Origin of the sequence: Nocardia yamanashiensis, assembly GCF_021183565.1 — a bacterium.
Taxonomy (GTDB): Bacteria; Actinomycetota; Actinomycetes; order Mycobacteriales; family Mycobacteriaceae; genus Nocardia; species Nocardia yamanashiensis.
The window spans coordinates 3,728,056-3,747,506 of record NZ_CP089226.1; the positions used below are offsets into that span (position 1 = coordinate 3,728,056).

A 19,451-nucleotide genomic window follows, 5' to 3' on the forward strand; every position below is an offset into this window, starting at 1 on the left:
TTAGGATTTCCCGAAACATAGGTTCCGGTGAGGTTGTCCAAGCCTCAGAGTCGTAATGCGTGAGCATCACGGGTGTTCAGCGGTCGTATCGGTGACTCCTTTCTGTGTTGTTGTTGAAAAACTCTTGGGGCGCAGGCACATCGGTCACGCCTCGGCTTGCATCTGCGCCGCATTCCCGCCCTCGGGCGGCATGCCCGGACCCTGCTCGGCTTCCGCGGTCGCGGCGTCCTGTTCGGCCTGCTGCTGCGGGCGTGGCGCGTGCCCGTTGGTCGCGGCGGTCGCGGTGACTTGCGCTTGCAGCTGCTCGACCTGCTGCGTGAGCGCACCGTTCTCGGCGGTGAGGGTCTGGACTTGCTGCTGCAGAACAGCATTGGCTTTCAGGAACGCGGTCACGGCCGGTCCGAGCCCGGCCGGGGTGTCCGGTTGCGCGGTGGCGGCTTCGCGGGCGGCACGCTGGTCCTGGTGTTCGATGGTCTCGGCCTCGGACTGTGCGGCCCGGCCGCGGGCGACGGCTTTCTCCTTGCGCGTCATCGGCCCGAACACCCCGTGCTGCATCCGAACCCGCGGATCGGCATCGACAGCGTCCAGGCGCTGCACCACCTGCCCGCGCTGCTCGGGCGTCAACGAGGTGGCGTGGATGGTGGACTCGATCTCGGCCCGCTTGCCCTGCATATAGGCCGTCGCCTTGAGCCGCTCTTCATCCGAGAGAGTGCCGGCGGCCGCCCGGGCTGCGATATCGGCACTCTCACGCTGATAGTCGGCGACCCGCGCCTCATACCAGGCGATCGTGGTCGCCTGCTCGAACTGAGCGAGCCGGATGTGTTCTTCCAGCTGGCGCTGGAACTCCTTGTACTCGGTCCGCGAGAGCTTGAGCCCGCGCGGGAAGTTGTGCTGGTACTGCTGCGAGAGCCGCAGCAGCAACTGCAACAACTGGTAGAAACTGCGGCTGGTCTCATCGACGGTGTTCCCGCCGCCGGAACCACCGGCCTGCTGAGTGTCATTGCCGGAAAACATGTTCGGGCTTCCTCTCTGGGATTCAGGCGGTCTTGACTGCGGTGGCACGGGCGATGCGGTAGGCACGCCACCGTGCCCGCGCTGGGCGAGTTCGGGCGAAGTACGATCGGGACACGAGATGGCTTGCGGCGCTGACGATTCCGGCAATGGCGTGGGCGATGATCGACCAGTCTGGGTGGCCCGCGCTGACCCACACGCCGTAGCCGATCCAGCCCGTCAGCCAGATCAGCAGCGGCACCACCGCCGCGGCGGGTGCACCAGACGAGACGGTTATCCACATCAGCGGCAGCGTGATCACGACCGCCGCCCCGAAAGCCCGGGCACCGAGTGCTCTGCGGCGCCACCGCATCTTCCAGTTCGGGCGAGTGAGTTCGGCGAGTTTGATACCGGAGGACTCCATGAGCGCTTGCAACTCACCGTCCCAATCGATCCCACGCCCGCTGTTGCTGTTGGTGGTCATGACAGAACTCCCTCATGGTTGTCGTGATGATTGGTGTCGAGCGCGGTCAGCCAGTCCGGTCCGAACAGATCCGCGGTGTCCTCGGGGCTGTCCGCATGGCCATCGGTGTCCGCCCCGGAGGACAAGTAACGGCGGACAGTGCGTTTGCTGACTGCGAGTTCGGCCGCGATCCGCGCGTGCGTCCAGCCCAGGGCATGTAGTTCACGGGCACGCTGGCGACGACTGTCCGCCTCGATGCCCTCCCCGCTGTCCGCCCCTTCGGCGGTCGCGTCCGCCTGTGCGGGAGGCATGTCCACCTCGGTGGCCACCCCTTCGGGGTTCTGTCCGGACACCGTGGCCACCACTTCGGCGGGGTGAATGTCGTTCGGCGCGGCCGGTTCCACCTGAACTGTGAGGGGAACCTCGTGCGGGATAGCGGGTTCGGGTTCTCGGATTCGAAACCGCGGCGCCGTCCGGTGGTGTTCGGTGTCGCGACGCGGGGTCATCGACAGCAGCGCGAACCCAGATACGACCATCAGCCCATCGAGGGTGAGCGGCCCGAATTCGGCAGCGGGATGCCCGTAGCCCCAGGCCAACAGCACTTCCCGGACGTGGCCGTAGGAGATGACCGCCGAACCGAGCGCGACCGTGCCCGCCCCGCCGTAGCGGGCGATCGCCCACCAGCCGCCGCTGCGCCAGGCTGCCCGCGAGAGCACCTCGACACTGAGCAGGAGCCCGATCGGCCACACGGCGGCCCCGATCTGCGGGGCGATCCCGGGCGTCCACTCCGGTGGCATCCGGTCGACAGGAAGCCAGGTGTGCAGGACATTGGCCGCGATCGAGGTCAACGACCCGAACACGAATCCCGCCCACGCCACCAGCTGGCCACGCGTCTTCTCTTGGGTGGTAGTCATCGTGTCCACCCCCTGTCCAGCTCGGTGGCCGCGTCCGCGTCGGTGATGTCCGCGCTTCCGATCGGGTTGTCCGCGTGGATGTCCGGGGTGGCCACCTGTCCGGGAACAGGGCGGTCATCACGGTGGTGGTGCCGGTTCTGGGTGGCCACGTAGGCGGCCATCGACCGCAGGTAGTCGGTCATGCGGACTCACCGCCCTCACCGTCGAACCCGAAGTCCGCGCGCCGCGCAGGCCCGGAATCGAGATCCCGCACCGCGCGCAACGGCACCCGCGGCTGGGTGTTGCGTGCCCACCGCTGCGGATGGGGGTCGGCCGGTAGTGGGGTGATCTGGTCCAGATCGACCGGGATCACATGTCCCCATTGAGCTTTGAGCGCGTGTACCCACACCACGTCACCGCGCTGGAATTCGGCGAGCCGGTTGGGGTCGATGAAGAAGGTGTCCCGGTTGCCCAGGGTGCCTTCGTCACCGACTTTGCCGTTCTTGGAGTGCCGCGAGTTCTCGGTGACCGGCCGCGTGCCGGATACCTCCGAGACCTTGCCCGCGCCTTCCAGGCACATGAGCAGTCCGCCCGAGGGGCAGCCTTCCATCAGGCGGCGGCGCTCGTCCGGGGTGGCTCCGAGTCCATATTGGTTCTGGGCGGCGAAGATCGCCACCACTCCCATGCCCAAAAGTCGTTCGGCGATGGTGAATTGGTTGATGCCGCCGGTCTTGTCCGACACCGCCGACATCTCATCAATGATCAAAATGATCTGCCGGTCATGCTCCCCACACGCGAACTGCGAAATCAACGTGGTGATCGCCGCGACCTGGGCGCGGGCGTATTCGCCGCGGATGGTGCCGGGGGTGGTGGCGTAGATGACATCGAAGGAGTCGAGCGGTCGGCCACCTTCGAAGCCTTCGCCGATCGCGTTGAAGATGTTGCGGAACTTGCCCGCCACATCCCCCACCGCGGGCGGCTTGTTCTGCTGAAGATCATCGATCTCCGCCAGGATCGCGTCATGCCCTGCCCACGCATCCTTGAGCCAGTCCAGCGAAAGACGTTGCTGGAAATCATCTTTCGACGCCGGTTTACCGCCGGGTGCCATGACCGCCAGCTGCACCACCCGGATACGGTTCTGCTTGAAATGCTCCGAACCGGCGTCAGTGGCCTGCACCGGGTTGATCATCGACTCCAAGGTGGCGCACTGATCCTCGGCCGACATGTCCCACAGATCCAGGCGATTAGTGATGGGCCACAATGCGATCCGCTCCGGCCGCACTCCCAACCGATGCGCGATCTTCACCACCTGACGACCCGTCGCCAGCCCCGGCTTGCCGCCCTTGCAATCCAGGAAGATCAACAACGGGCGCTTCTCACCGGTCCGCACATACCGGTGCCAATAGGCTTCGAACAAACTCGAGCCCAACCGCACCAACAGTGTGGTCTTGCCTGCCTTCTGGGACTTGCCCAGCAGGTACATGTGCCCGAGCCCCTCGATCGGGATCTCCAACTTCGCCGACCGCTTCTCCACCAGCTGCGTGGTCACCGTCGGCTGGGTCGCGTCCGTGCGTTCGGACAGCGACCCGAGCACCGCCCGCGACTTCAACCAGCCTGTCACCAACGGCGCACCATAACGAGCCGCCCGGCGCGCCGCTGCGGCTTGCCCGTGCTGCTGGCGACGCAGCAGCCGTCGCGTTTTCCAGGGTGAATCGATGCCCTCAGTCCCGAGCCGGGACAGAAACCGCGCCCGATACAGCGCCGCCATAGCCCAGGCCACCGGCAGGCACCCGGCGGTCATCGCCACCAGGGCACCCGAGCCGGGGCCGGCAGTCACCAGGACGTGGGTGCCCTGCCACCACAGGCGCGGCGCGGCGAACCAGGAGTTCGTGATCACCATGGCACCTAGCGGCAACATCAGGGTCCCGAGGGCGTAGTTGCGGACCTGCAGGGCATCCCAGCGCCGCCGGTTCGCGAACCAGTTCATACCGACCGCCAGTGCGATCAGGAATCCCAGCCCGAGCAGCAGCGTGCCCAGGAACGCGAGAACTTCGGTGACGCTGGAGACGTGCAGGCTCCAGTTCGGGGCGTGCCAGCCGTTCGGCAACGTCGGATTGTCGAACAACTGATCTGAATCCGGTTGTGCCGGAACCTCGTTCACCTGAGTGGCGGGCGGCGGTGCGGTGAGCATCGTCGTGGTGGTGGGGACCGGCGGCGCGGTGGTGCCGCAGTCCTCGGGGGTGATCAACGGAACGCAACCGCTCATGACTGCACCTCCGTGTCCGACGAAGGCGAGCCGTTGAGCAGAGCTTCCAAAATCGCGATTCGTTCCTCAGGCGAGTACTCCCACAAGGTCAGCGCGGCGTCCGCACCTCCTGTGCTAAATCTCGCGGCGTTCTGCTCGGTGATCCCGAGTTCGATGAGAATGTCCATGTCAGTGCACTCCCTTGCGCACCAAAGTGGCATCGAGGTCGTGGATTTCGAGATTGGAAAGACGATCGAGATTGCGCTGATGCGCGATCCGCGCCGCCACGCCCTCGACCGCTCGCAAGAGTCCGGCCCCGCGCACGAAATACAGGACGCCGGCCAACTCCTGCCGCTCGGCTGTCTCCAGGGCCGTGGTCACCGCACGCAGCAAGCGGCCCTGACCGAACTTGCGGGACAACTCCACCTCGACCGCCCATACCTTGTCCGGATCGGCGAAATCCCGGAACCAGCCGTCATGAATGTGACCATCGGGACGCCCGGTGTCGGTCTTGAGCTGCCGCCTCAACAACCGCTCACTGGTCCACACCTGCGGATCGGTGTCCAGGCCGGTCAGCGCCAACCGCAACTCCGTGACCGCGGTCAGGTGAGCTGCGGTGGACGCTTTCGGATGCCACTCGCCCGGATCGAATTCAAGGTAACCCCAAGCAATTTCACGGGTCGGGTAGATCCACAACGGGCCGTGCGGGACCAGGTCGGGGGCATCGAAGTTCGGCGAGTTCCGCCACGGCCCCGGCGACCCGTAATCGATCCGCACCACCTGCACGCGACCGGCCTTCTTCAAGCGGCGCGCCAACTTCGAGGCGACCCGCGGCCCCTTCCCCACCACTTTGTTCAAGGTGTCGAAGGACAGGCCGTACTGCTGGGCTGTGAACTCCTCGATCAGGGTCTCCCAGCCCTGCAATCGAATCTCCGGCTCGCTCATGGTGCCACCGCCTCACGCGGGCATTCCTTCGGCCACGCCGCCACCTGCCCGGTTCCGGGCGCCGGGCACACCACCACCGTCGAAGGCAGGGCCTCCCGCGTGCCGAACAGCAGCACACCGAAGTACAGCCCCGCAGCGAATACGAACGCGGCCAGCACCAGCGCTGCAACGGCGGGTGAAGACATCGGCACGGCTACCCGGTCATTGCGTCCGGTGAGTAGGTACTCGTTCATCGCCGACCACCCCGCCCATGGCGATTGAAGGGGCTGAAGTAGCTCCAGGCCAGCCCAGCCACGCTGAGCAGGAACACCGCAATCAAAAGCAGAATCCCGAGCTGGGGTGCGAAGATCGCGACAGCCAGAACGATGGCCAACAGCAGAAAGGTTGTGCGGATCATGCTGCACCGCCAGGGAAGTTCGCCGTTACCGGCTTGGCGACCGCCAACAGCTCGCTACGTTCGACTCGCAACAGCCGCGGCCCCATCCTGTACGCGGCGAGATGGCCGCCGTCGATCCATCGGCGAATGGTCTTGATATCCACGTGGGCCAGCGCAGCGGCCTCTCGCAGGCTCATCAACTGGCCGGTTGGAGCCCGCATGTCCCCGGTTCGTCTCTGTGTCATGAATGTGCCTCCTTTGACGGGCATGGCATGAAATGCCTTGCCACATCAGAAAACTCGTGATGGAGGCGCTGAAACACGGAACATTGGACGGCACACGAAGCTCGGACTGCACACGTAGTCTGAGACTGTGCCGGACGGACAGGACTCGAAGCCGATGATCAGAGATACCCGCGCGGGGTCGTTCCCCGAATCGCTACCGACCTCCCTGTCAGACCGTAGGTCTATCTGCGAAAACGACTGGAATGCTTTTCGCAGTGTTGACCAGATGATCAACCACTGGGGACGGAACGAATGGCCCGCCGGACATGAAATCTACTACTGGTACTTGACATTCCGAGATCCAAAATTGGTTGAAATGACCAAGCAGTGCCGCACCTGCCTGAAACCTGACGGCATTGATTTCGTGCCCCTCGACGGACTACATATTACGGTCCTGGGAATCGGGGGCCGAGACGAGATTGCCGAGCATGATATCCAAGCCGTTGCAAATGATGCCAGGGCCCAGCTCAGGAAAGTTAATCAATTTGATCTGACGGTTGGGCCTCTTGCCGGTTCTCGCGGCGCGCTACGTTTCACAGTTGCTCCGTGGACCGAGCTTTTCCAGCTTCATCAGATCCTTGAAGAATCCACGCGTAAAGTTCTTCCAGACCTTCCGATTGTGAGCACGCAAAGATTTCGACCGCACCTCGGAATCGGTTACAGCAACCAATTACAAGAAGCTGAACCGTTCATAGAGCAAGTAGCAGCACTCCGAGATACGAAGCCCGTCACCGTACGAGTTGACGCCATAAAGCTGGTTCGGCTTCGCCGCGAACCACGCGCCTACCGATGGGACGACGTGGCAACGCTCGACCTGAATCCTAGCTAGCCTTCGCTGGCGAGGAGAACTCGCGAACACGTTCGGACCAATCACGAAGTACCTCTTGGTAGTCACGGGCTTCCGAAGCATCGAACGATTGAGTGGCGGTGCCGAACTCATGGGCGCGCTGCCACACCGATCGGATAGGCCGTTCTTCAGAGAACGTCAGGGCTTCGGCTCCCAAGTGAACAGCCTGCTCAACATCCGGACTTGACGACTTGACCAGCGCGGTGGCGATATCCAGTCGGACCAGCGAACGGCTCCATACCGAATCAGAGCCGTCGACAAGCGATTCCACCTGATGACCGTACTGGAGTGTCTTCTCGTAGTCGCCGGCCGACAAGTACGCCGTCGCGATGTTCGCAGCCAGCCTTGCCTGGCTGTAGGGCTCGAAGGTCAGCGCTGGTGATAACCCATCCGGAACCGGCAGGACCTCCGCGAGGGTGTTCGCGCGCTCCACCGCGGCATGAACCCCACTGAGATCGCCGATCTTGCCCAACGCGCGCGCTAACCCGTTGGACAACAACCGGATTGCCTGCGGACCGTTCGGCGCGAGCTGAAGTCCTTCCGTCGCCAATGCAGCCGCCATGCCATACTTGCCCATGTAGTAGGCGCAAAAACTCTCGGTCCCCTTGACCCAAGCCTGCAATTCCAGATCTTCAATCAACCCTGCGACATGTAGAGCTTCCTCGGCATACATTCTGGCTAGCGGGAATCTCCCCCTGTTCACAGCCATGTAGCTGAGTATGCCGGACAACTTGGCCGCCAACTCATACAGGCGCTCAAGCTGTTTCGGATGCTGCCGCTGCAACGTGAGGTCGTGGATTCTCCGCCTCAAGGCGATGACTTCCGGAGCCAACCTTCCCGGGCCCTCTACCTCATACCGATCGACCACGTCCTCCAAGGCGAAATAGACAATCTCCAAAACCGTGTCATCAACATCGATCTCACCTAGCATTTGAAGCCGCTCGGTTATCATCAACGGACTCTCGAATGATTCGACAAGTGCCAGTGAAGGTTTCCGATCGAGCTTCACTCCCGGAAATCCGATATCCGCTGGGCTGAGATCGCGTTTGACTAACTCACTCAACACATTCAACATCACCGCACACGTTCGCGGCTTAGGCTCGGCGGTCACCCCGGTCCGATACTTCTGAATGTTCGAGTGCGAGGTCTCCAGCACCTCACCACCGTCCAGGCGGCTAGCCTCCTGCATCCGGTTCGCAAGCCCGTGGTTCTTGACGCCGGCCTCCTCCATGACAGCCATCAGCTTCATGTTCGGTTGCACGACTCGCGCCATAGACAGAACACCTCGATCCCCACCGCGAACGGTTCTTCAAGTCAGTATACGTCCTCAAATGTCCACTGAGACACCATTTTTCGATGTCAACTGCGTTGTTGCCGGACGATAATGGGCAACAGGAATCAGCTCCTCCCCACCAACGATCGAACACCTCGAAGGGGGTCTGACATGGGATGGGCACAAAAACTCCCCAGTGGGCGATACAGCGGTCTCTATCGCGACTCCGCGGGCAAGGTTCGCCGAGTACCCGGCACGTTCACCACAAAGGCGATCGCGGAGCGCAAGGCCACCGTGAAGGAGGATGAGGTTCGCGAAAGCAAGTACCGCCCACCAGAAATGATGACGTGGAACGAATGGCGTCCGCGGTGGGCCCTACGACGTGTGGTTGATGAAGGCACCCAGAAGATTGATGACCACCGGATGGACAAGCACCTGGCTCCAAGATGGGGCACCATGATGCTGACCGACATCCTCCAACCCGACGTTCAAGTGTGGGTCGCAAACCTGCGAAAGACATTGGCACCAACCAGCGTTGAGAAGTGTTATCGCCTTCTCAGCGCATCACTGAGGTCAGCATTGAAGGCCAACCTCATCTCAGAGAACCCATGTCACGACATCGAGCTGCCGAAGGCCGGACCGACGCCGGAGCGGTATCTCGAGGATGACGAGTTCGCCGCTCTCCGTGAACCTCTCGATGACTTCGATAGGTTCATCGTTGATGTCCTGATCGGCACTGGCATGCGGATGGGCGAAGCGCAGGGCCTCCATCGCGAACACATCGACCTCAAGCGTAAGACGATCAGCATCGAGTGGGCCTGGGACAAGGCCGCCAAACGTATGAAGTCTCCAAAAGACCATGAGCGACGCGTAATACCCATCGGGGCGAACCTCGCCAAGATACTCACAGTTGCGATCAAGAAGGGCGGACTCGGCGAACCAGCCCCAGTGCGATACGTCAGCGACGGCCGACTGGTACGCAGCGGCCTGTTGCTAGCGCACACCGACAGTCGGCCCTTCGATCAGGACAACTTCAGGGATCGGTTCGCAGCGGCCGCACGTGTGGCTTGGGTCGGTGAAGGTGAAGCTAAGCGTCGGTTAGGTCCGATACGCCCTCACGACCTGCGGCACACGTACGCCGGCCGTCTCGTACGTGCACAGGTCCCACTGCAACAAGTGCAAGCGCTCCTCGGGCATGCGTCACTTCGAACAACTCAGCGTTACGCCAAGCTTGGTGATAGCCAATGGGACCAGGTGCGGCAAGCACTCGGTTAGGACCCATGATCCTTGTTCCACGGAAACCGTGGTGTGGCACCGGCTCCCGACAGGCCCGCCCAGTCATGATCACCATAGGTTTTGACTTCCCCGCAGAGGTCGAAGATCGTCTGAGCGTTGAGCCGAACGGTACGGTCTTCTGTCACGATGGCAGCACGGTTCTTACGCCGGAGCCAGATCAGCACGCCAACGGATACAGCCGCAATCGCGACGCCCGGAATGGCCTGGGGGTATCTACCATTCACAACATTGTTCGCACATGCAGCCACGCCGAACCCGATACCTACTACGGCAGCCACGATTTTTGGAGGATGCATGATCCGATCACGTGTCTTCCGGATAAGGCGTGCTGGCCACTCCTGATGTTGCACCCAAATCAGCAGGAGGCCCAGTGGCACCCACAGGATGAGCAACACGACCCAGATGAGTGTTTGATCTTTCTGGACTGGCTGCGGAACGGCGCGGGGTACGAGTCCGGCCGCCCGGGGCACGGGACGAGCCACTTGCGGCCGCCGTCTCCTACGTCGTCGACGAAACGACGTGCCCGCTGAGAAGGGACCAACACCTACACCGAAACCACGATTGGACACGCCAATCCTGACCCCGAATAGCCCCAGGCCGAAACCAACCCTCACATCATCGTCATCGTCATGGCTGGATCGGCTGCTACAGACATCACTCAGCAAACCACCGCTGCTACACGAGTGCCAACACGAATCGTTGCAAACGTCGAACCTGATACACGAAAACCCAGGCTTGGCCTGGGTTTTCGGTGGTGGGCGCAGAGGGGTTCGAACCCCCGACCGCTGGTGTGTAAAACCAGTGCTCTACCGCTGAGCTATACGCCCGGATAGTCCCGGGGTGCACCCGGGGCCGGTGTCACGCCCGGTCGAAACCGGGGCAACGGGTTATGAATCTAGTGTGGCGAGGGCTTTTTCCCAAGCTGCCTGGTCACGGGGCTCGCCGGGGCCGTTCATTTCGGCGAAGCGGATGATTCCGTCCTTGTCGATGACGAAGGTGCCGCGGTTGGGGTAGCCGGATTTCTCGTTGAAGACGCCGTATTGCTGGGCTACTGCGCCGTGGGGCCAGAAGTCGGAGAGGAGGGGGAAGGTGTAGCCCTGTTCGGCTGCCCAGATCTTGTGGGTGGGCGGGGGGCCTACGGAGATGGCGAGGATTTCGGCGTTGTCGTTCTGGAACTTGGGGAGTTCGTCGCGGACCTTGCAGAGTTCGCCTTGGCAGATGCCGGTGAAGGCCAGGGGGTAGAAAACCAGGAGGACGTTCTTCTTGTCACGGAAGGACGAGAGGGTTACTTCCTGGTTGTTCTGGTCCTTCAGCGTGAAGTCCGGGGCGGGCGTGCCGACCTCGAGTGGCATGCGGTGAACCTCCATCCTGTGCGGGCGAGCCGGTACACACCGGGACGCCGAGCGAGGCGACTCGCTCGGCGGGGTGCGTCGGCTAGAACCTTAGTTAAGGGAAGGGTCAGCGCTGCTTCGAGGGCGTCTTGGGTTGCACCAGGCGGCTGCCGGACCAATCGCCGAGCGAGATCGACGAGGTTTGGGTCAGGCCGGCCGGGGAAGCCGATTCGGCGATTTCAGCAGGATCCACGTGGCCGGAATGGCCGGTTTTCGGGGTCAGGACCCAGACGATGCCGTCATCGGCCAAGGGGGTGATGACGTTGAGGAGCTCGTCGACCAAGTCGCCGTCACCATCCCGCCACCAGAGAAGCACCACGTCGACGACCTCATCGGTGTCCTCGTCGAGCAGCTCGGAGCCAATGGCTTCCTCGATCGCTGCCCGCAGGTCGTCGTCGGTATCCTCGTCCCAGCCCAGTTCCTGAACCACCAACCCGTGTGAGATCCCGAGCTTCTGAGCGTAGTTCTGCGCGTCCGCCGCGGCGACCACGGTGGTGTCCTCCTCAACTCCCGACAGTAGGTACTCGCAAGCGAACATGGTAAACGGCCGTAGCGCAAGCCGATCGGCCGAATTCGCGGTGGAAATGTCGTAACGGTGTCGGGCGGCGCAGCCGGGAAAACCCGATTCGAGGCCCGTGACCTGCACGGAAAACCCGGACAAGTCGGGCGCGAGAGAAACCGCGAGCGGAACTCTCGAGAACACGCCGGTGACGACCGGGTGAAGCGAACCTAGGCCGGACAGGCGCTGCGGGCCGCGTTCAGCGCGTCGTTCACCTTGCGGCTGGCGTCGTTGAGCGGACCCACCAGCGAGGTGGCGGTGGTCTTGCGCACCTCGGCGGCCAGCGCCCGCGCCGCCGTCACATAGTCGGTCAGCTTCTGCGAGATGTCCGCCGGCAGATCCGAACCCGAGGCGTTCACTCCGGTCTCCACCGTGCGCGCGGCGTCCTCGAGCGCATTGGCGGCGGTATCGCGTTTGGTGGATTGGTCGGCCGCGTTCGCGTCGTGCGCGTCCACGAAGTCGTTGTAGCGATCTACAGCCGTGCCCGTCGTCTTGCGGAACGGCGTGCAATTGTCCGAAATCGCCTTGGCCTTCGCGGCCGCCGCCTTCGACGAGGTCGCGGCCGCCGAGGACGAAGCGGCCTCGGCTTTGTACGAGGTGGCCTGCACCTGGTTCGGGGTGGCGGTACCCTCGACCGTGTTGGCGCAACCGGCTAGAACGAGGCCGAATCCGACCGCCGCAGCCGCACATGCCAACCCGAACTTTCGCGGGTTCAGCTTCATCGTCCTCCCCGTTCCACCGCCGGCCGGTTCCCTGGAGAACCGTATCGGATTTCGAGCTGACATGATGACCTGGGACGCACTCTCGACAAGGATGTGAGATGCGCCCCAGAACCAATCGTTACGGGCAGGTGCCCACCACAGTGCCTGCCCGGGGTTTGACGCCATCAGATGTCCCACCCCTGTGTACGAGGAGCAAATGTCTTGACCGACCTGATGCACCCTGTTTCTTCGTCGAGTCCGAACAACGGACCGGCTGGCAAGCGCCCGGCGGGGGGCCGGGTTCGAGTGATTCGCGAGGGGGTGGCGTCATACCTTCCGGACATCGATCCGGAGGAAACCAGCGAATGGCTGGATTCGTTTGACGAGATGCTCGAACGCGAAGGCCCGGGCCGCGCCCGCTACTTGATGCTGCGCATGCTCGAGCGCGCCGGTGAACGCCGTGTCGCCATTCCGGCCCTGACCTCCACCGACTACGTCAACACCATCCCCACCGAGAACGAGCCCTGGTTCCCCGGCGACGAAGAGGTCGAACGGCGCTTCCGGGCCTACATCCGCTGGAATGCCGCGGTCATGGTGCACCGCGCGCAGCGGCCGGGAGTCGGTGTCGGCGGCCATATTTCGACCTACGCGTCCTCGTCGGCGCTCTACGAGGTCGGCTTCAACCACTTCTTCCGCGGCAAGGATCATCCCGGCGGCGGCGACCAGGTCTACATCCAGGGCCACGCCTCCCCCGGCATCTACGCCCGCGCCTTCCTGGAAGGGCGCTTGACGGAAGACCAGATGGACGGCTTCCGTCAGGAGTACTCGCACGGCGGCCCCGGCCACGGCCTGTCCTCCTACCCGCACCCGCGGCTGATGCCGGACTTCTGGGAATTCCCCACGGTCTCCATGGGTCTGGGCCCGATGAACGCCATCTACCAGGCCCGGTTCAACCACTACCTGCACGATCGCGGCATCAAGGACACCTCCGATCAGCATGTGTGGGCGTTCCTGGGCGACGGCGAGATGGACGAGCCGGAATCGCGCGGCTTGATCCAGGTCGCCGCCAACGAGGGCCTGGACAACCTGACCTTCGTCATCAATGCCAACCTGCAGCGCCTGGACGGCCCGGTGCGCGGCAACGGCAAGATCATTCAGGAGCTGGAGTCGTTCTTCCGCGGCGCCGGCTGGAATGTCATCAAGGTGGTCTGGGGCCGCGAGTGGGATTCGCTGCTGCAGGCCGACCGCGACGGCGCGCTGGTGAACCTGATGAACACCACGCCCGACGGCGACTACCAGACCTACAAGGCCAATGACGGCGCGTATGTGCGCGAGCACTTCTTCGGTCGCGATCCGCGCACCAAGGAACTCGTCAAGGGCCTGTCCGACGGCGATATCTGGAACCTCAAGCGCGGCGGCCACGACTACCGCAAGATCTACGCGGCGTACGCGGCGGCCATGGCGCACAAGGGCCAGCCGACGGTCATCATCGCCAAGACCATCAAGGGCTACGGCCTGGGCAAGCACTTCGAGGCCCGCAATGCCACGCACCAGATGAAGAAGATGACCCTCGATGATCTGAAGGCGTTCCGCGACGTGCAGCGCATTCCGATCACCGACGCGGAGCTGGAGAAGAACCCCTACCTGCCGCCGTACTACCACCCCGGCATGGATGCGCCGGAGATCCAGTACATGATGGGCCGCCGCCAGCAGCTGGGCGGTTTCGTCCCCGAAAGGCGTACGGCGGCAAAGCCTCTGCAACTCCCCGGCGATGAGGCCTACCGTTCCATCCGCAAGGGCTCGGGCAAGCAGTCCGTCGCCACCACGATGGCCTTCGTGCGCCTGATGAAGGAACTGTTGCGGGACAAGGAGATCGGCAACCGCATCGTGCCGATCATTCCCGACGAGGCCCGCACCTTCGGTATGGACTCGTGGTTCCCGTCGTTGAAGATCTACAACCGCAACGGCCAGTTGTACACATCGGTCGACGCCGAGTTGATGCTTGCCTACAAAGAGTCGCCGGTCGGCCAGATTCTGCACGAGGGCATCAACGAGGCCGGTTCGACGGCCAGCTTCACCGCGGTGGGCACGTCCTACGCCACCCACGGCGAGCCGATGATCCCGCTCTACATCTTCTACTCGATGTTCGGCTTCCAGCGCACCGGCGACGGAATCTGGGCCGCGGCGGATCAGATGGCGCGCGGTTTCGTGCTCGGAGCAACCGCTGGGCGAACCACGCTGACCGGTGAGGGCCTGCAGCACAACGACGGTCACTCGCTGCTGCTGGCGTCCACCAACCCGGCCTGCGTCCCCTACGATCCGGCGTTCGCGTTCGAGATCGCCCATATCGTGCGGGACGGTATGCGCCGGATGTACGGCGGCGGCGTCGGCATCACCGGTTACCAGGAGGCCCTGCCGGGCACCGATCCCGAGGCGCATTCGGTGCACCACGATTTCGGCGGCGAGGACATCTTCTACTACATCACCCTGTACAACGAGCCGCAGCAGCAGCCGGCCGAGCCGGAGGACCTCGATGTCGAGGGCCTGCTCAAGGGCATCTACCGGTACAAGCCGGGCGCCGCGGGCGACCTGCGCGCCAATATCCTAGTCTCGGGCGTCACCATGCCCGACGGTCTGCGCGCGCAGCAGCTGCTGGCCGAGGACTGGGGCGTGCAGGCCGATGTGTGGTCGGTGACCTCGTGGGGCGAGCTCCGCAAGGACGCGCTCGCCAAGGAGATCGCGAAACTGCGCCACCCGGACCAGGATCCGGGCGAGCCGTACGTGACCCAGGCGCTGTCGATCGCGAAGGGTCAGACCTTCGTGGCCGCCTCCGACTGGATGCGCGCGGTGCCGGATCAGATCCGCCAGTGGGTTCCGGGCGAGTACGTCACGCTCGGCACGGACGGTTTCGGTTTCTCCGACACCCGCCCGGCCGCGCGCCGCGTGTTCAATGTGGACGCCGCCTCGATCGTGGTCGGCGCACTGCAGGGACTCGCAGCTCAGGGCAAGATCGCCCCGTCGACGGTCGCCGAAGCGGCGGCCAAGTATCGCATCGACGACGTGAACGCCGCGCCGACGGCGGCACCGGGTTCCGAGGGCGGCGACGCATAACGGACCATTAATACTGTGGAACGCAAACCGCCGAGGCCGCGCCGGATAAACGAAGAAGGCACCTCCTCCTCGCACGAGGTCTACCTCCCCACCGGCGCGCTCTCCCCGAATCGGCAGACGCGCGATCCGCTTCCGGACACCCTCCTGAAGCGGGTCAAGCAGTTCTCCGGTCGCCTGTCGACCGAGGCTGTGTCGTCCATGCAGGATCGGTTGCCGTTCTTCGCCAATCTGGACGCCGCCCAGCGCGCCGGCGTCCAGATGCTGGTGCAGACGGCGGTGGTCAACTTCCTGGAATGGTTGCAGGACCCGGAGAGCGATATCAGGTTCAGCCTGGACGCTTTCCAGGTCATCCCCGACGATCTGGCGCGGCGGCTCACGCTGCGCCAGACCGTCGACATGGTCCGCGTGGCCATGGAGTTCTTCGAACAGTGGCTGCCCGCGCTGGCGCGCAACGACCGGCAGCTGGTGGCGCTGACCGAGGCGGTGCTGCGATACGGGCGTGAGCTCGGTTTCGCGGCCGCCTCGGTGTACGCCAGCGCCGCCGAATCCCGCGGCGCGTGGGACACCCGCCTGGAAGCCCTCGTCGTCGATGCCATCGTGCGCGGCGATACCGGACCCGAAATGCTCTCCCGCGCAGCGACTCTCAACTGGGATGCCACCGCCCCCGCCACGGTCCTGGTCGGTACCCCGCCCAAAGATCAGGTCGCGGTGGGCAGTTCGGTGCACAGCGTGGCGGCGCGGCACGGCCGCAATGCCCTGGCCGTGGTCCAGGGTTCCCGCCTGGTGATGGTCGTCAGCGGCCATCTCGGCGATCCCTTGTATCCCTCGCCGTTCCTGGCCGATCTGCTCGCCGAGGTCTTCTCCGAGGGCCCCGTAGTAATAGGCCCGACCATGCGCACCCTCTCGGCCGCGCATGTCAGCTCGGTGGAAGCCATGGCCGGTATGGAGGCGGTGGTGGGCTGGCGCGGCGCCCCCCGCCCGGTGCACGCCACCGAACTGCTGCCCGAACGCGCCCTGCTCGGCGACCGCGCGGCGGTGGACGCCCTCAACGAACATCTCGTGCTACCGTTGGCCGCCGCCAGCGCGGACCTCTCGGACACCCTCGATGCCTATCTGGACTGTGGCGGAGCTGTCGAGACCTGCGCCCGCCTGCTGTACGTTCATCCAAATACCGTCCGCTATCGGCTGAAGAAAATCGCCGACATCACGGGGCGGGATCCGATGAATCCGCGCGATGCCTACGTGTTACGTATCGCTGCCACAGTAGGTCGCCTGACTCGAACTCGTAACGAATCACCCTCACCAGCCACAGATGTGACTCCCGTCACAGATCCCGCGGATGGTGTGTAACGCGAATAGCGAATCGGGCGATCGGGACGACCCACTAGGTCTTTTGTGGACTCCTCACAAAACTGCCAACGAAGCTTCATTCGCGCCGACATCTTCGGAGAGCCACCTCACAGTGTTTTCTTAAGGCGTGATCGCATTGCTCGCCCCTGGACAGGGCTCCCAGACACCCGGCATGCTCACCCCTTGGCTCGAACTTCCCGGTGCGGTCGACCGCATCGAGCTGTGGTCGAAGGCCTCGGGGTTGGACCTGCTGCGGCTGGGCACGACTGCGACCGCTGAAGAGATCGTCGATACCGCGGTCACTCAGCCGCTCGTCGTCGCTGCCGCTTTGCTCGCCTTCGCGGAAATCCCGCAGGATTCGGTTCCCGCGGATACCATCGTCGCCGGACACTCGGTCGGCGAATTCGCCGCCGCTGCCGTCGCCGGAGTCCTCTCCGCCGATGACGCGGTGGCACTGGCCGCCATCCGCGGTGCGGAGATGGCCAAAGCTTGCGCACTCGAGCCCACCGGTATGTCGGCGGTGCTCGGCGGTGAGGAAGCCGTCGTGCTCGCCCGGCTCGAGGAACTCGGCCTGATCCCGGCCAACCGCAACGCGGTGGGCCAGATCGTGGCGGCGGGTAAGCTCGAGGCGCTCGAAGCCCTCGCGGCCAACCCGCCCGAAAAGGCGCGCGTGCGCGCCCTGCCGGTCGCCGGCGCCTTCCACACCGCGTTCATGGCCCCGGCCCAGGACGCCGTGGCGGAAGCCATTTCCAAGATCGCGCCCAGTGCGCCGGTGCGGACCCTGCTGTCGAACTTCGACGGCCGGCCGGTCAGCTCCGCGCAGGATGCGATCGATAAGCTCGCGGCTCAGGTCACCCGCCCCGTGCGTTGGGACCTGTGCACCGAAACCGTCCGTGCGGCAGGGGTTTCCGCGGTGGCAGAGCTGCCGCCGGCCGGAACCCTGGTCGGCATCGCCAAGCGGGAGCTCAAGGGCACCCCGAACCTGGCGCTGAAGACCCCCGCGGACCTCCCCGCGTTCGCCGATCTCGTTTCGGCGGGCTAGCTTGGCTCGCGGTCCTGCTTTCCTCAACGGCGTGGAAGCGTCTCGGACCGCAACTGCAATACAAAACAATCCGACCCACTACAGCTAGAAGGGAGCCACTCAAGTGGCCGCTTTGACCCAGGAACAGATCGTCGAAGAGCTTGGCAAGATCATCGAAGAGGTGACCGGTATCGAGCCCTCCGAGGTCACCATCGAGAAGTCCTTCGTCGACGACCTGGACATCGATTCGCTGTCGATGGTCGAGATCGCCGTTCAGACCGAGGACAAGTACGGCGTCAAGATCCCGGACGAGGATCTGGCCAGCCTGAAGACCGTCGGTGACGCCGTCTCCTACATCCAGAAGCTCGAGGCCGAGAACTCCGACGCGGCCGCCGAGCTGAAGAGCAAGTTCGGCGCGGGCGAGTAGGACTCACCGTGACCACTCCTTCCACTTTGAACGGGAACTTCCCCAACGTCGTCGTAACCAGCCTTGCGGCGACCACGTCGATCGCGGGTGACGTCGATGCGACGTGGAAGGGCCTCCTCAACGGTGAGAGCGGCATCGATACCCTCGAGGACGACTTCGTCGCCGAGTACGACCTTCCGGTCCGCATCGGCGGGCACCTGAAGGTCCGCCCCGACACGCTGCTGAGCCGGGTCGAGGCCCGTCGCATGGCGTACGTCGAACAGCTGGCCATGGTGCTCGGCCGCGAAGTGTGGAAGAACGCCGGTACCCCCGAGGTCGACCCGCTGCGGCTGGGTGTGGCCATCGGTACCGGGCTCGGTGGCGGCGACGCCCTCATCGATTCGGTCGACAAGCTGAAGAACGGCGGCTACCGCAAGATCTCGCCGCTGGCCGTTCAGATGGTCATGCCGAACGGTCCTTCCGCTGTCGTCGGCCTCGAACTGCAGGCGCGCGCCGGCGTCATCACTCCCGTGTCGGCGTGCTCGTCGGGTTCGGAGGCCATCGCCAACGCGTGGCGCATGATCGCCATGGGTGACGCGGACATCATGGTCACCGGCGGCGTCGAAGGTTTCATCGATGCGGTGCCGATCGCGGCGTTCTCCATGATGCGCGCCATGTCGACCCGCAACGACAACCCGAAGGGCGCTTCGCGTCCGTTCGACAAGGACCGCGACGGCTTCGTCTTCGGCGAAGCGGGCGCGCTCATGGTCATCGAGACCGAGGAGCACGCCAAGGCTCGTGGCGCCACCATCCACGCTCGTCTGATGGGCGCGGGTATCACCTCCGACGGCTTCCACCTGGTGGCGCCGGATCCGGAGGGCACGGGCGCCGGTCGTGCCATGTCCCGCGCGATGCAGACCGCCGGTCTGACCGCCAAGGACATCACGCACGTCAACGCCCACGCGACCGCCACCCCGATCGGTGACGTCGCGGAGAAGAACGCGATTCACAAGGCCGGCGTCGGCCATGCCTCTGTGTACGCGCCCAAGTCCGCCCTGGGCCACTCGATCGGCGCCGTCGGCGCGCTCGAGTCGGTGCTCACGGTCCTCAGCATCCGGGACGGCATCGTCCCTCCGACGCTGAACCTCGAGAACCAGGATCCGGAGATCGACCTGGATGTCGTGCACGGCGAGGCTCGCCGCCAGGACATCGAGTACGCGATCAACAACTCCTTCGGTTTCGGTGGGCACAATGTCGCGCTCGCCTTCGGCCGGTACTGACGCGCATCTCTAGAAAACCG

Annotated in this window: 22 protein-coding genes and 1 tRNA gene; 7 read left to right on the forward strand and 16 right to left on the reverse strand. The window is 64.2% G+C overall.

Going from position 1 to position 19,451, the window contains the following annotated elements; translation table 11 throughout:
• Nucleotides 1–144 precede the first annotated feature (144 nt).
• The 10 genes from LTV02_RS17960 to LTV02_RS18005 are packed head-to-tail and all read right to left on the reverse strand — an operon-like array spanning nucleotide 145 to nucleotide 6,157.
• The gene (locus LTV02_RS17960) at nucleotides 145–1,014 is read right to left on the reverse strand and encodes a hypothetical protein (protein WP_233041079.1); all 870 of its coding nucleotides are present in this window, start codon (nucleotides 1,012–1,014) and stop codon (nucleotides 145–147) included.
• Nucleotides 1,015–1,036: 22 nt separating this feature from the next.
• Nucleotides 1,037–1,474, reverse strand: a complete 438-nt coding sequence (locus LTV02_RS17965) for a hypothetical protein (protein WP_233041080.1) — start codon at nucleotides 1,472–1,474, stop codon at nucleotides 1,037–1,039.
• Complete coding sequence (locus LTV02_RS17970; RefSeq protein ID WP_233041081.1) at nucleotides 1,471–2,367, reverse strand: DUF2637 domain-containing protein; 897 nt, start codon at nucleotides 2,365–2,367, stop codon at nucleotides 1,471–1,473. Before LTV02_RS17970 ends, LTV02_RS17965 begins: the two co-directional genes overlap by 4 nt.
• Nucleotides 2,364–2,549 (reverse strand): hypothetical protein, encoded by a 186-nt coding sequence (locus LTV02_RS17975; protein ID WP_233041082.1) that lies wholly within the window; start codon nucleotides 2,547–2,549, stop codon nucleotides 2,364–2,366. The genes LTV02_RS17970 and LTV02_RS17975 overlap by 4 nt, the downstream gene beginning before the upstream one ends.
• On the reverse strand, nucleotides 2,546–4,612 hold the full coding sequence (locus LTV02_RS17980; protein ID WP_233041083.1) for a hypothetical protein: 2,067 nt from the start codon (nucleotides 4,610–4,612) through the stop codon (nucleotides 2,546–2,548). The genes LTV02_RS17975 and LTV02_RS17980 overlap by 4 nt, the downstream gene beginning before the upstream one ends.
• A complete protein-coding gene (locus LTV02_RS17985) occupies nucleotides 4,609–4,779 on the reverse strand; it encodes a hypothetical protein (RefSeq protein WP_233041084.1) in 171 nt (56 codons plus the stop codon). The genes LTV02_RS17980 and LTV02_RS17985 overlap by 4 nt, the downstream gene beginning before the upstream one ends.
• Nucleotide 4,780: 1 nt before the next feature.
• Entirely contained in the window at nucleotides 4,781–5,536 is a 756-nt protein-coding gene (locus LTV02_RS17990) for a hypothetical protein (RefSeq protein ID WP_233041085.1), read from the reverse strand.
• Nucleotides 5,533–5,769, reverse strand: a complete 237-nt coding sequence (locus LTV02_RS17995) for a hypothetical protein (protein ID WP_233041086.1) — start codon at nucleotides 5,767–5,769, stop codon at nucleotides 5,533–5,535. Before LTV02_RS17995 ends, LTV02_RS17990 begins: the two co-directional genes overlap by 4 nt.
• Entirely contained in the window at nucleotides 5,766–5,933 is a 168-nt protein-coding gene (locus tag LTV02_RS18000) for a hypothetical protein (protein WP_233041087.1), read from the reverse strand. Before LTV02_RS18000 ends, LTV02_RS17995 begins: the two co-directional genes overlap by 4 nt.
• A complete protein-coding gene (locus tag LTV02_RS18005; RefSeq protein WP_233041088.1) occupies nucleotides 5,930–6,157 on the reverse strand; it encodes a helix-turn-helix domain-containing protein in 228 nt (75 codons plus the stop codon). The genes LTV02_RS18000 and LTV02_RS18005 overlap by 4 nt, the downstream gene beginning before the upstream one ends.
• A gap of 265 nt (nucleotides 6,158–6,422) precedes the next feature.
• Between LTV02_RS18005 and LTV02_RS18010 the strand changes: the two genes are divergently transcribed.
• Complete coding sequence (locus tag LTV02_RS18010) at nucleotides 6,423–7,025, forward strand: 2'-5' RNA ligase family protein (RefSeq protein WP_233041089.1); 603 nt, start codon at nucleotides 6,423–6,425, stop codon at nucleotides 7,023–7,025.
• Here the strand turns inward: LTV02_RS18010 and LTV02_RS18015 are convergent.
• Nucleotides 7,018–8,316 (reverse strand): hypothetical protein, encoded by a 1,299-nt coding sequence (locus LTV02_RS18015; protein WP_233041090.1) that lies wholly within the window; start codon nucleotides 8,314–8,316, stop codon nucleotides 7,018–7,020. The two genes, LTV02_RS18010 and LTV02_RS18015, sit on opposite strands and share 8 nt — an antisense overlap.
• Nucleotides 8,317–8,487: 171 nt before the next feature.
• Here LTV02_RS18015 and LTV02_RS18020 point away from each other — a divergent pair, with 171 nt between their 5' ends.
• Nucleotides 8,488–9,591: a tyrosine-type recombinase/integrase gene (locus LTV02_RS18020; RefSeq protein ID WP_233041091.1), complete on the forward strand. Its 1,104-nt coding sequence runs from the start codon at nucleotides 8,488–8,490 to the stop codon at nucleotides 9,589–9,591.
• Here LTV02_RS18020 and LTV02_RS18025 read toward each other — a convergent pair.
• The 5 genes from LTV02_RS18025 to LTV02_RS18045 all read right to left on the reverse strand — a co-directional run bounded on the left by LTV02_RS18025 (nucleotide 9,588) and on the right by LTV02_RS18045 (nucleotide 12,284).
• On the reverse strand, nucleotides 9,588–10,007 hold the full coding sequence (locus LTV02_RS18025; RefSeq protein ID WP_233041092.1) for a hypothetical protein: 420 nt from the start codon (nucleotides 10,005–10,007) through the stop codon (nucleotides 9,588–9,590). The two genes, LTV02_RS18020 and LTV02_RS18025, sit on opposite strands and share 4 nt — an antisense overlap.
• 357 nt (nucleotides 10,008–10,364) lie before the next feature.
• Nucleotides 10,365–10,439, reverse strand: a tRNA-Val gene (locus LTV02_RS18030).
• 60 nt (nucleotides 10,440–10,499) lie between these two features.
• Complete coding sequence (locus LTV02_RS18035) at nucleotides 10,500–10,964, reverse strand: peroxiredoxin (protein ID WP_067719301.1); 465 nt, start codon at nucleotides 10,962–10,964, stop codon at nucleotides 10,500–10,502.
• Nucleotides 10,965–11,070: 106 nt separating this feature from the next.
• Entirely contained in the window at nucleotides 11,071–11,493 is a 423-nt protein-coding gene (locus LTV02_RS18040; protein WP_067719616.1) for a DUF3052 domain-containing protein, read from the reverse strand.
• A gap of 239 nt (nucleotides 11,494–11,732) precedes the next feature.
• On the reverse strand, nucleotides 11,733–12,284 hold the full coding sequence (locus tag LTV02_RS18045; protein ID WP_067719304.1) for a hypothetical protein: 552 nt from the start codon (nucleotides 12,282–12,284) through the stop codon (nucleotides 11,733–11,735).
• Between the two features lie 168 nt (nucleotides 12,285–12,452).
• Between LTV02_RS18045 and aceE the strand changes: the two genes are divergently transcribed.
• The 5 genes from aceE (at nucleotide 12,453) to LTV02_RS18070 (ending at nucleotide 19,431) form a co-directional block, all read left to right on the forward strand.
• Nucleotides 12,453–15,374: a pyruvate dehydrogenase (acetyl-transferring), homodimeric type gene (gene aceE / locus LTV02_RS18050; RefSeq protein ID WP_408639374.1), complete on the forward strand. Its 2,922-nt coding sequence runs from the start codon at nucleotides 12,453–12,455 to the stop codon at nucleotides 15,372–15,374.
• A gap of 45 nt (nucleotides 15,375–15,419) precedes the next feature.
• On the forward strand, nucleotides 15,420–16,724 hold the full coding sequence (locus tag LTV02_RS18055; protein WP_408639407.1) for a PucR family transcriptional regulator: 1,305 nt from the start codon (nucleotides 15,420–15,422) through the stop codon (nucleotides 16,722–16,724).
• 127 nt (nucleotides 16,725–16,851) lie between these two features.
• Complete coding sequence (locus LTV02_RS18060; protein ID WP_067719312.1) at nucleotides 16,852–17,766, forward strand: ACP S-malonyltransferase; 915 nt, start codon at nucleotides 16,852–16,854, stop codon at nucleotides 17,764–17,766.
• Nucleotides 17,767–17,869: 103 nt separating this feature from the next.
• Nucleotides 17,870–18,172, forward strand: coding sequence for a meromycolate extension acyl carrier protein AcpM (gene acpM, locus LTV02_RS18065; protein WP_067719315.1), 303 nt, complete (start codon nucleotides 17,870–17,872; stop codon nucleotides 18,170–18,172).
• A gap of 8 nt (nucleotides 18,173–18,180) precedes the next feature.
• Nucleotides 18,181–19,431: a KasA/KasB family beta-ketoacyl-ACP synthase gene (locus LTV02_RS18070; RefSeq protein ID WP_067719318.1), complete on the forward strand. Its 1,251-nt coding sequence runs from the start codon at nucleotides 18,181–18,183 to the stop codon at nucleotides 19,429–19,431.
• Nucleotides 19,432–19,451: the final 20 nt, after the last annotated feature.

What these genes read in the sequence shown, in the direction of transcription:
- LTV02_RS17960 (WP_233041079.1), bottom strand. Translation starts at nt 1,014, where the DNA reads ATGTTTTCCGGCAATGACACTCAGCAGGCCGGTGGTTCCGGCGGCGGG.
- LTV02_RS17965 (WP_233041080.1), bottom strand. Translation starts at nt 1,474, where the DNA reads ATGACCACCAACAGCAACAGCGGGCGTGGGATCGATTGGGACGGTGAG.
- LTV02_RS17970 (WP_233041081.1), bottom strand. Translation starts at nt 2,367, where the DNA reads ATGACTACCACCCAAGAGAAGACGCGTGGCCAGCTGGTGGCGTGGGCG.
- LTV02_RS17975 (WP_233041082.1), bottom strand. Translation starts at nt 2,549, where the DNA reads ATGACCGACTACCTGCGGTCGATGGCCGCCTACGTGGCCACCCAGAAC.
- LTV02_RS17980 (WP_233041083.1), bottom strand. Translation starts at nt 4,612, where the DNA reads ATGAGCGGTTGCGTTCCGTTGATCACCCCCGAGGACTGCGGCACCACC.
- LTV02_RS17985 (WP_233041084.1), bottom strand. Translation starts at nt 4,779, where the DNA reads ATGGACATTCTCATCGAACTCGGGATCACCGAGCAGAACGCCGCGAGA.
- LTV02_RS17990 (WP_233041085.1), bottom strand. Translation starts at nt 5,536, where the DNA reads ATGAGCGAGCCGGAGATTCGATTGCAGGGCTGGGAGACCCTGATCGAG.
- LTV02_RS17995 (WP_233041086.1), bottom strand. Translation starts at nt 5,769, where the DNA reads ATGAACGAGTACCTACTCACCGGACGCAATGACCGGGTAGCCGTGCCG.
- LTV02_RS18000 (WP_233041087.1), bottom strand. Translation starts at nt 5,933, where the DNA reads ATGATCCGCACAACCTTTCTGCTGTTGGCCATCGTTCTGGCTGTCGCG.
- LTV02_RS18005 (WP_233041088.1), bottom strand. Translation starts at nt 6,157, where the DNA reads ATGACACAGAGACGAACCGGGGACATGCGGGCTCCAACCGGCCAGTTG.
- LTV02_RS18010 (WP_233041089.1), top strand. Translation starts at nt 6,423, where the DNA reads ATGATCAACCACTGGGGACGGAACGAATGGCCCGCCGGACATGAAATC.
- LTV02_RS18015 (WP_233041090.1), bottom strand. Translation starts at nt 8,316, where the DNA reads ATGGCGCGAGTCGTGCAACCGAACATGAAGCTGATGGCTGTCATGGAG.
- LTV02_RS18020 (WP_233041091.1), top strand. Translation starts at nt 8,488, where the DNA reads ATGGGATGGGCACAAAAACTCCCCAGTGGGCGATACAGCGGTCTCTAT.
- LTV02_RS18035 (WP_067719301.1), bottom strand. Translation starts at nt 10,964, where the DNA reads ATGCCACTCGAGGTCGGCACGCCCGCCCCGGACTTCACGCTGAAGGAC.
- LTV02_RS18045 (WP_067719304.1), bottom strand. Translation starts at nt 12,284, where the DNA reads ATGAAGCTGAACCCGCGAAAGTTCGGGTTGGCATGTGCGGCTGCGGCG.
- aceE (WP_408639374.1), top strand. Translation starts at nt 12,453, where the DNA reads ATGTCCCACCCCTGTGTACGAGGAGCAAATGTCTTGACCGACCTGATG.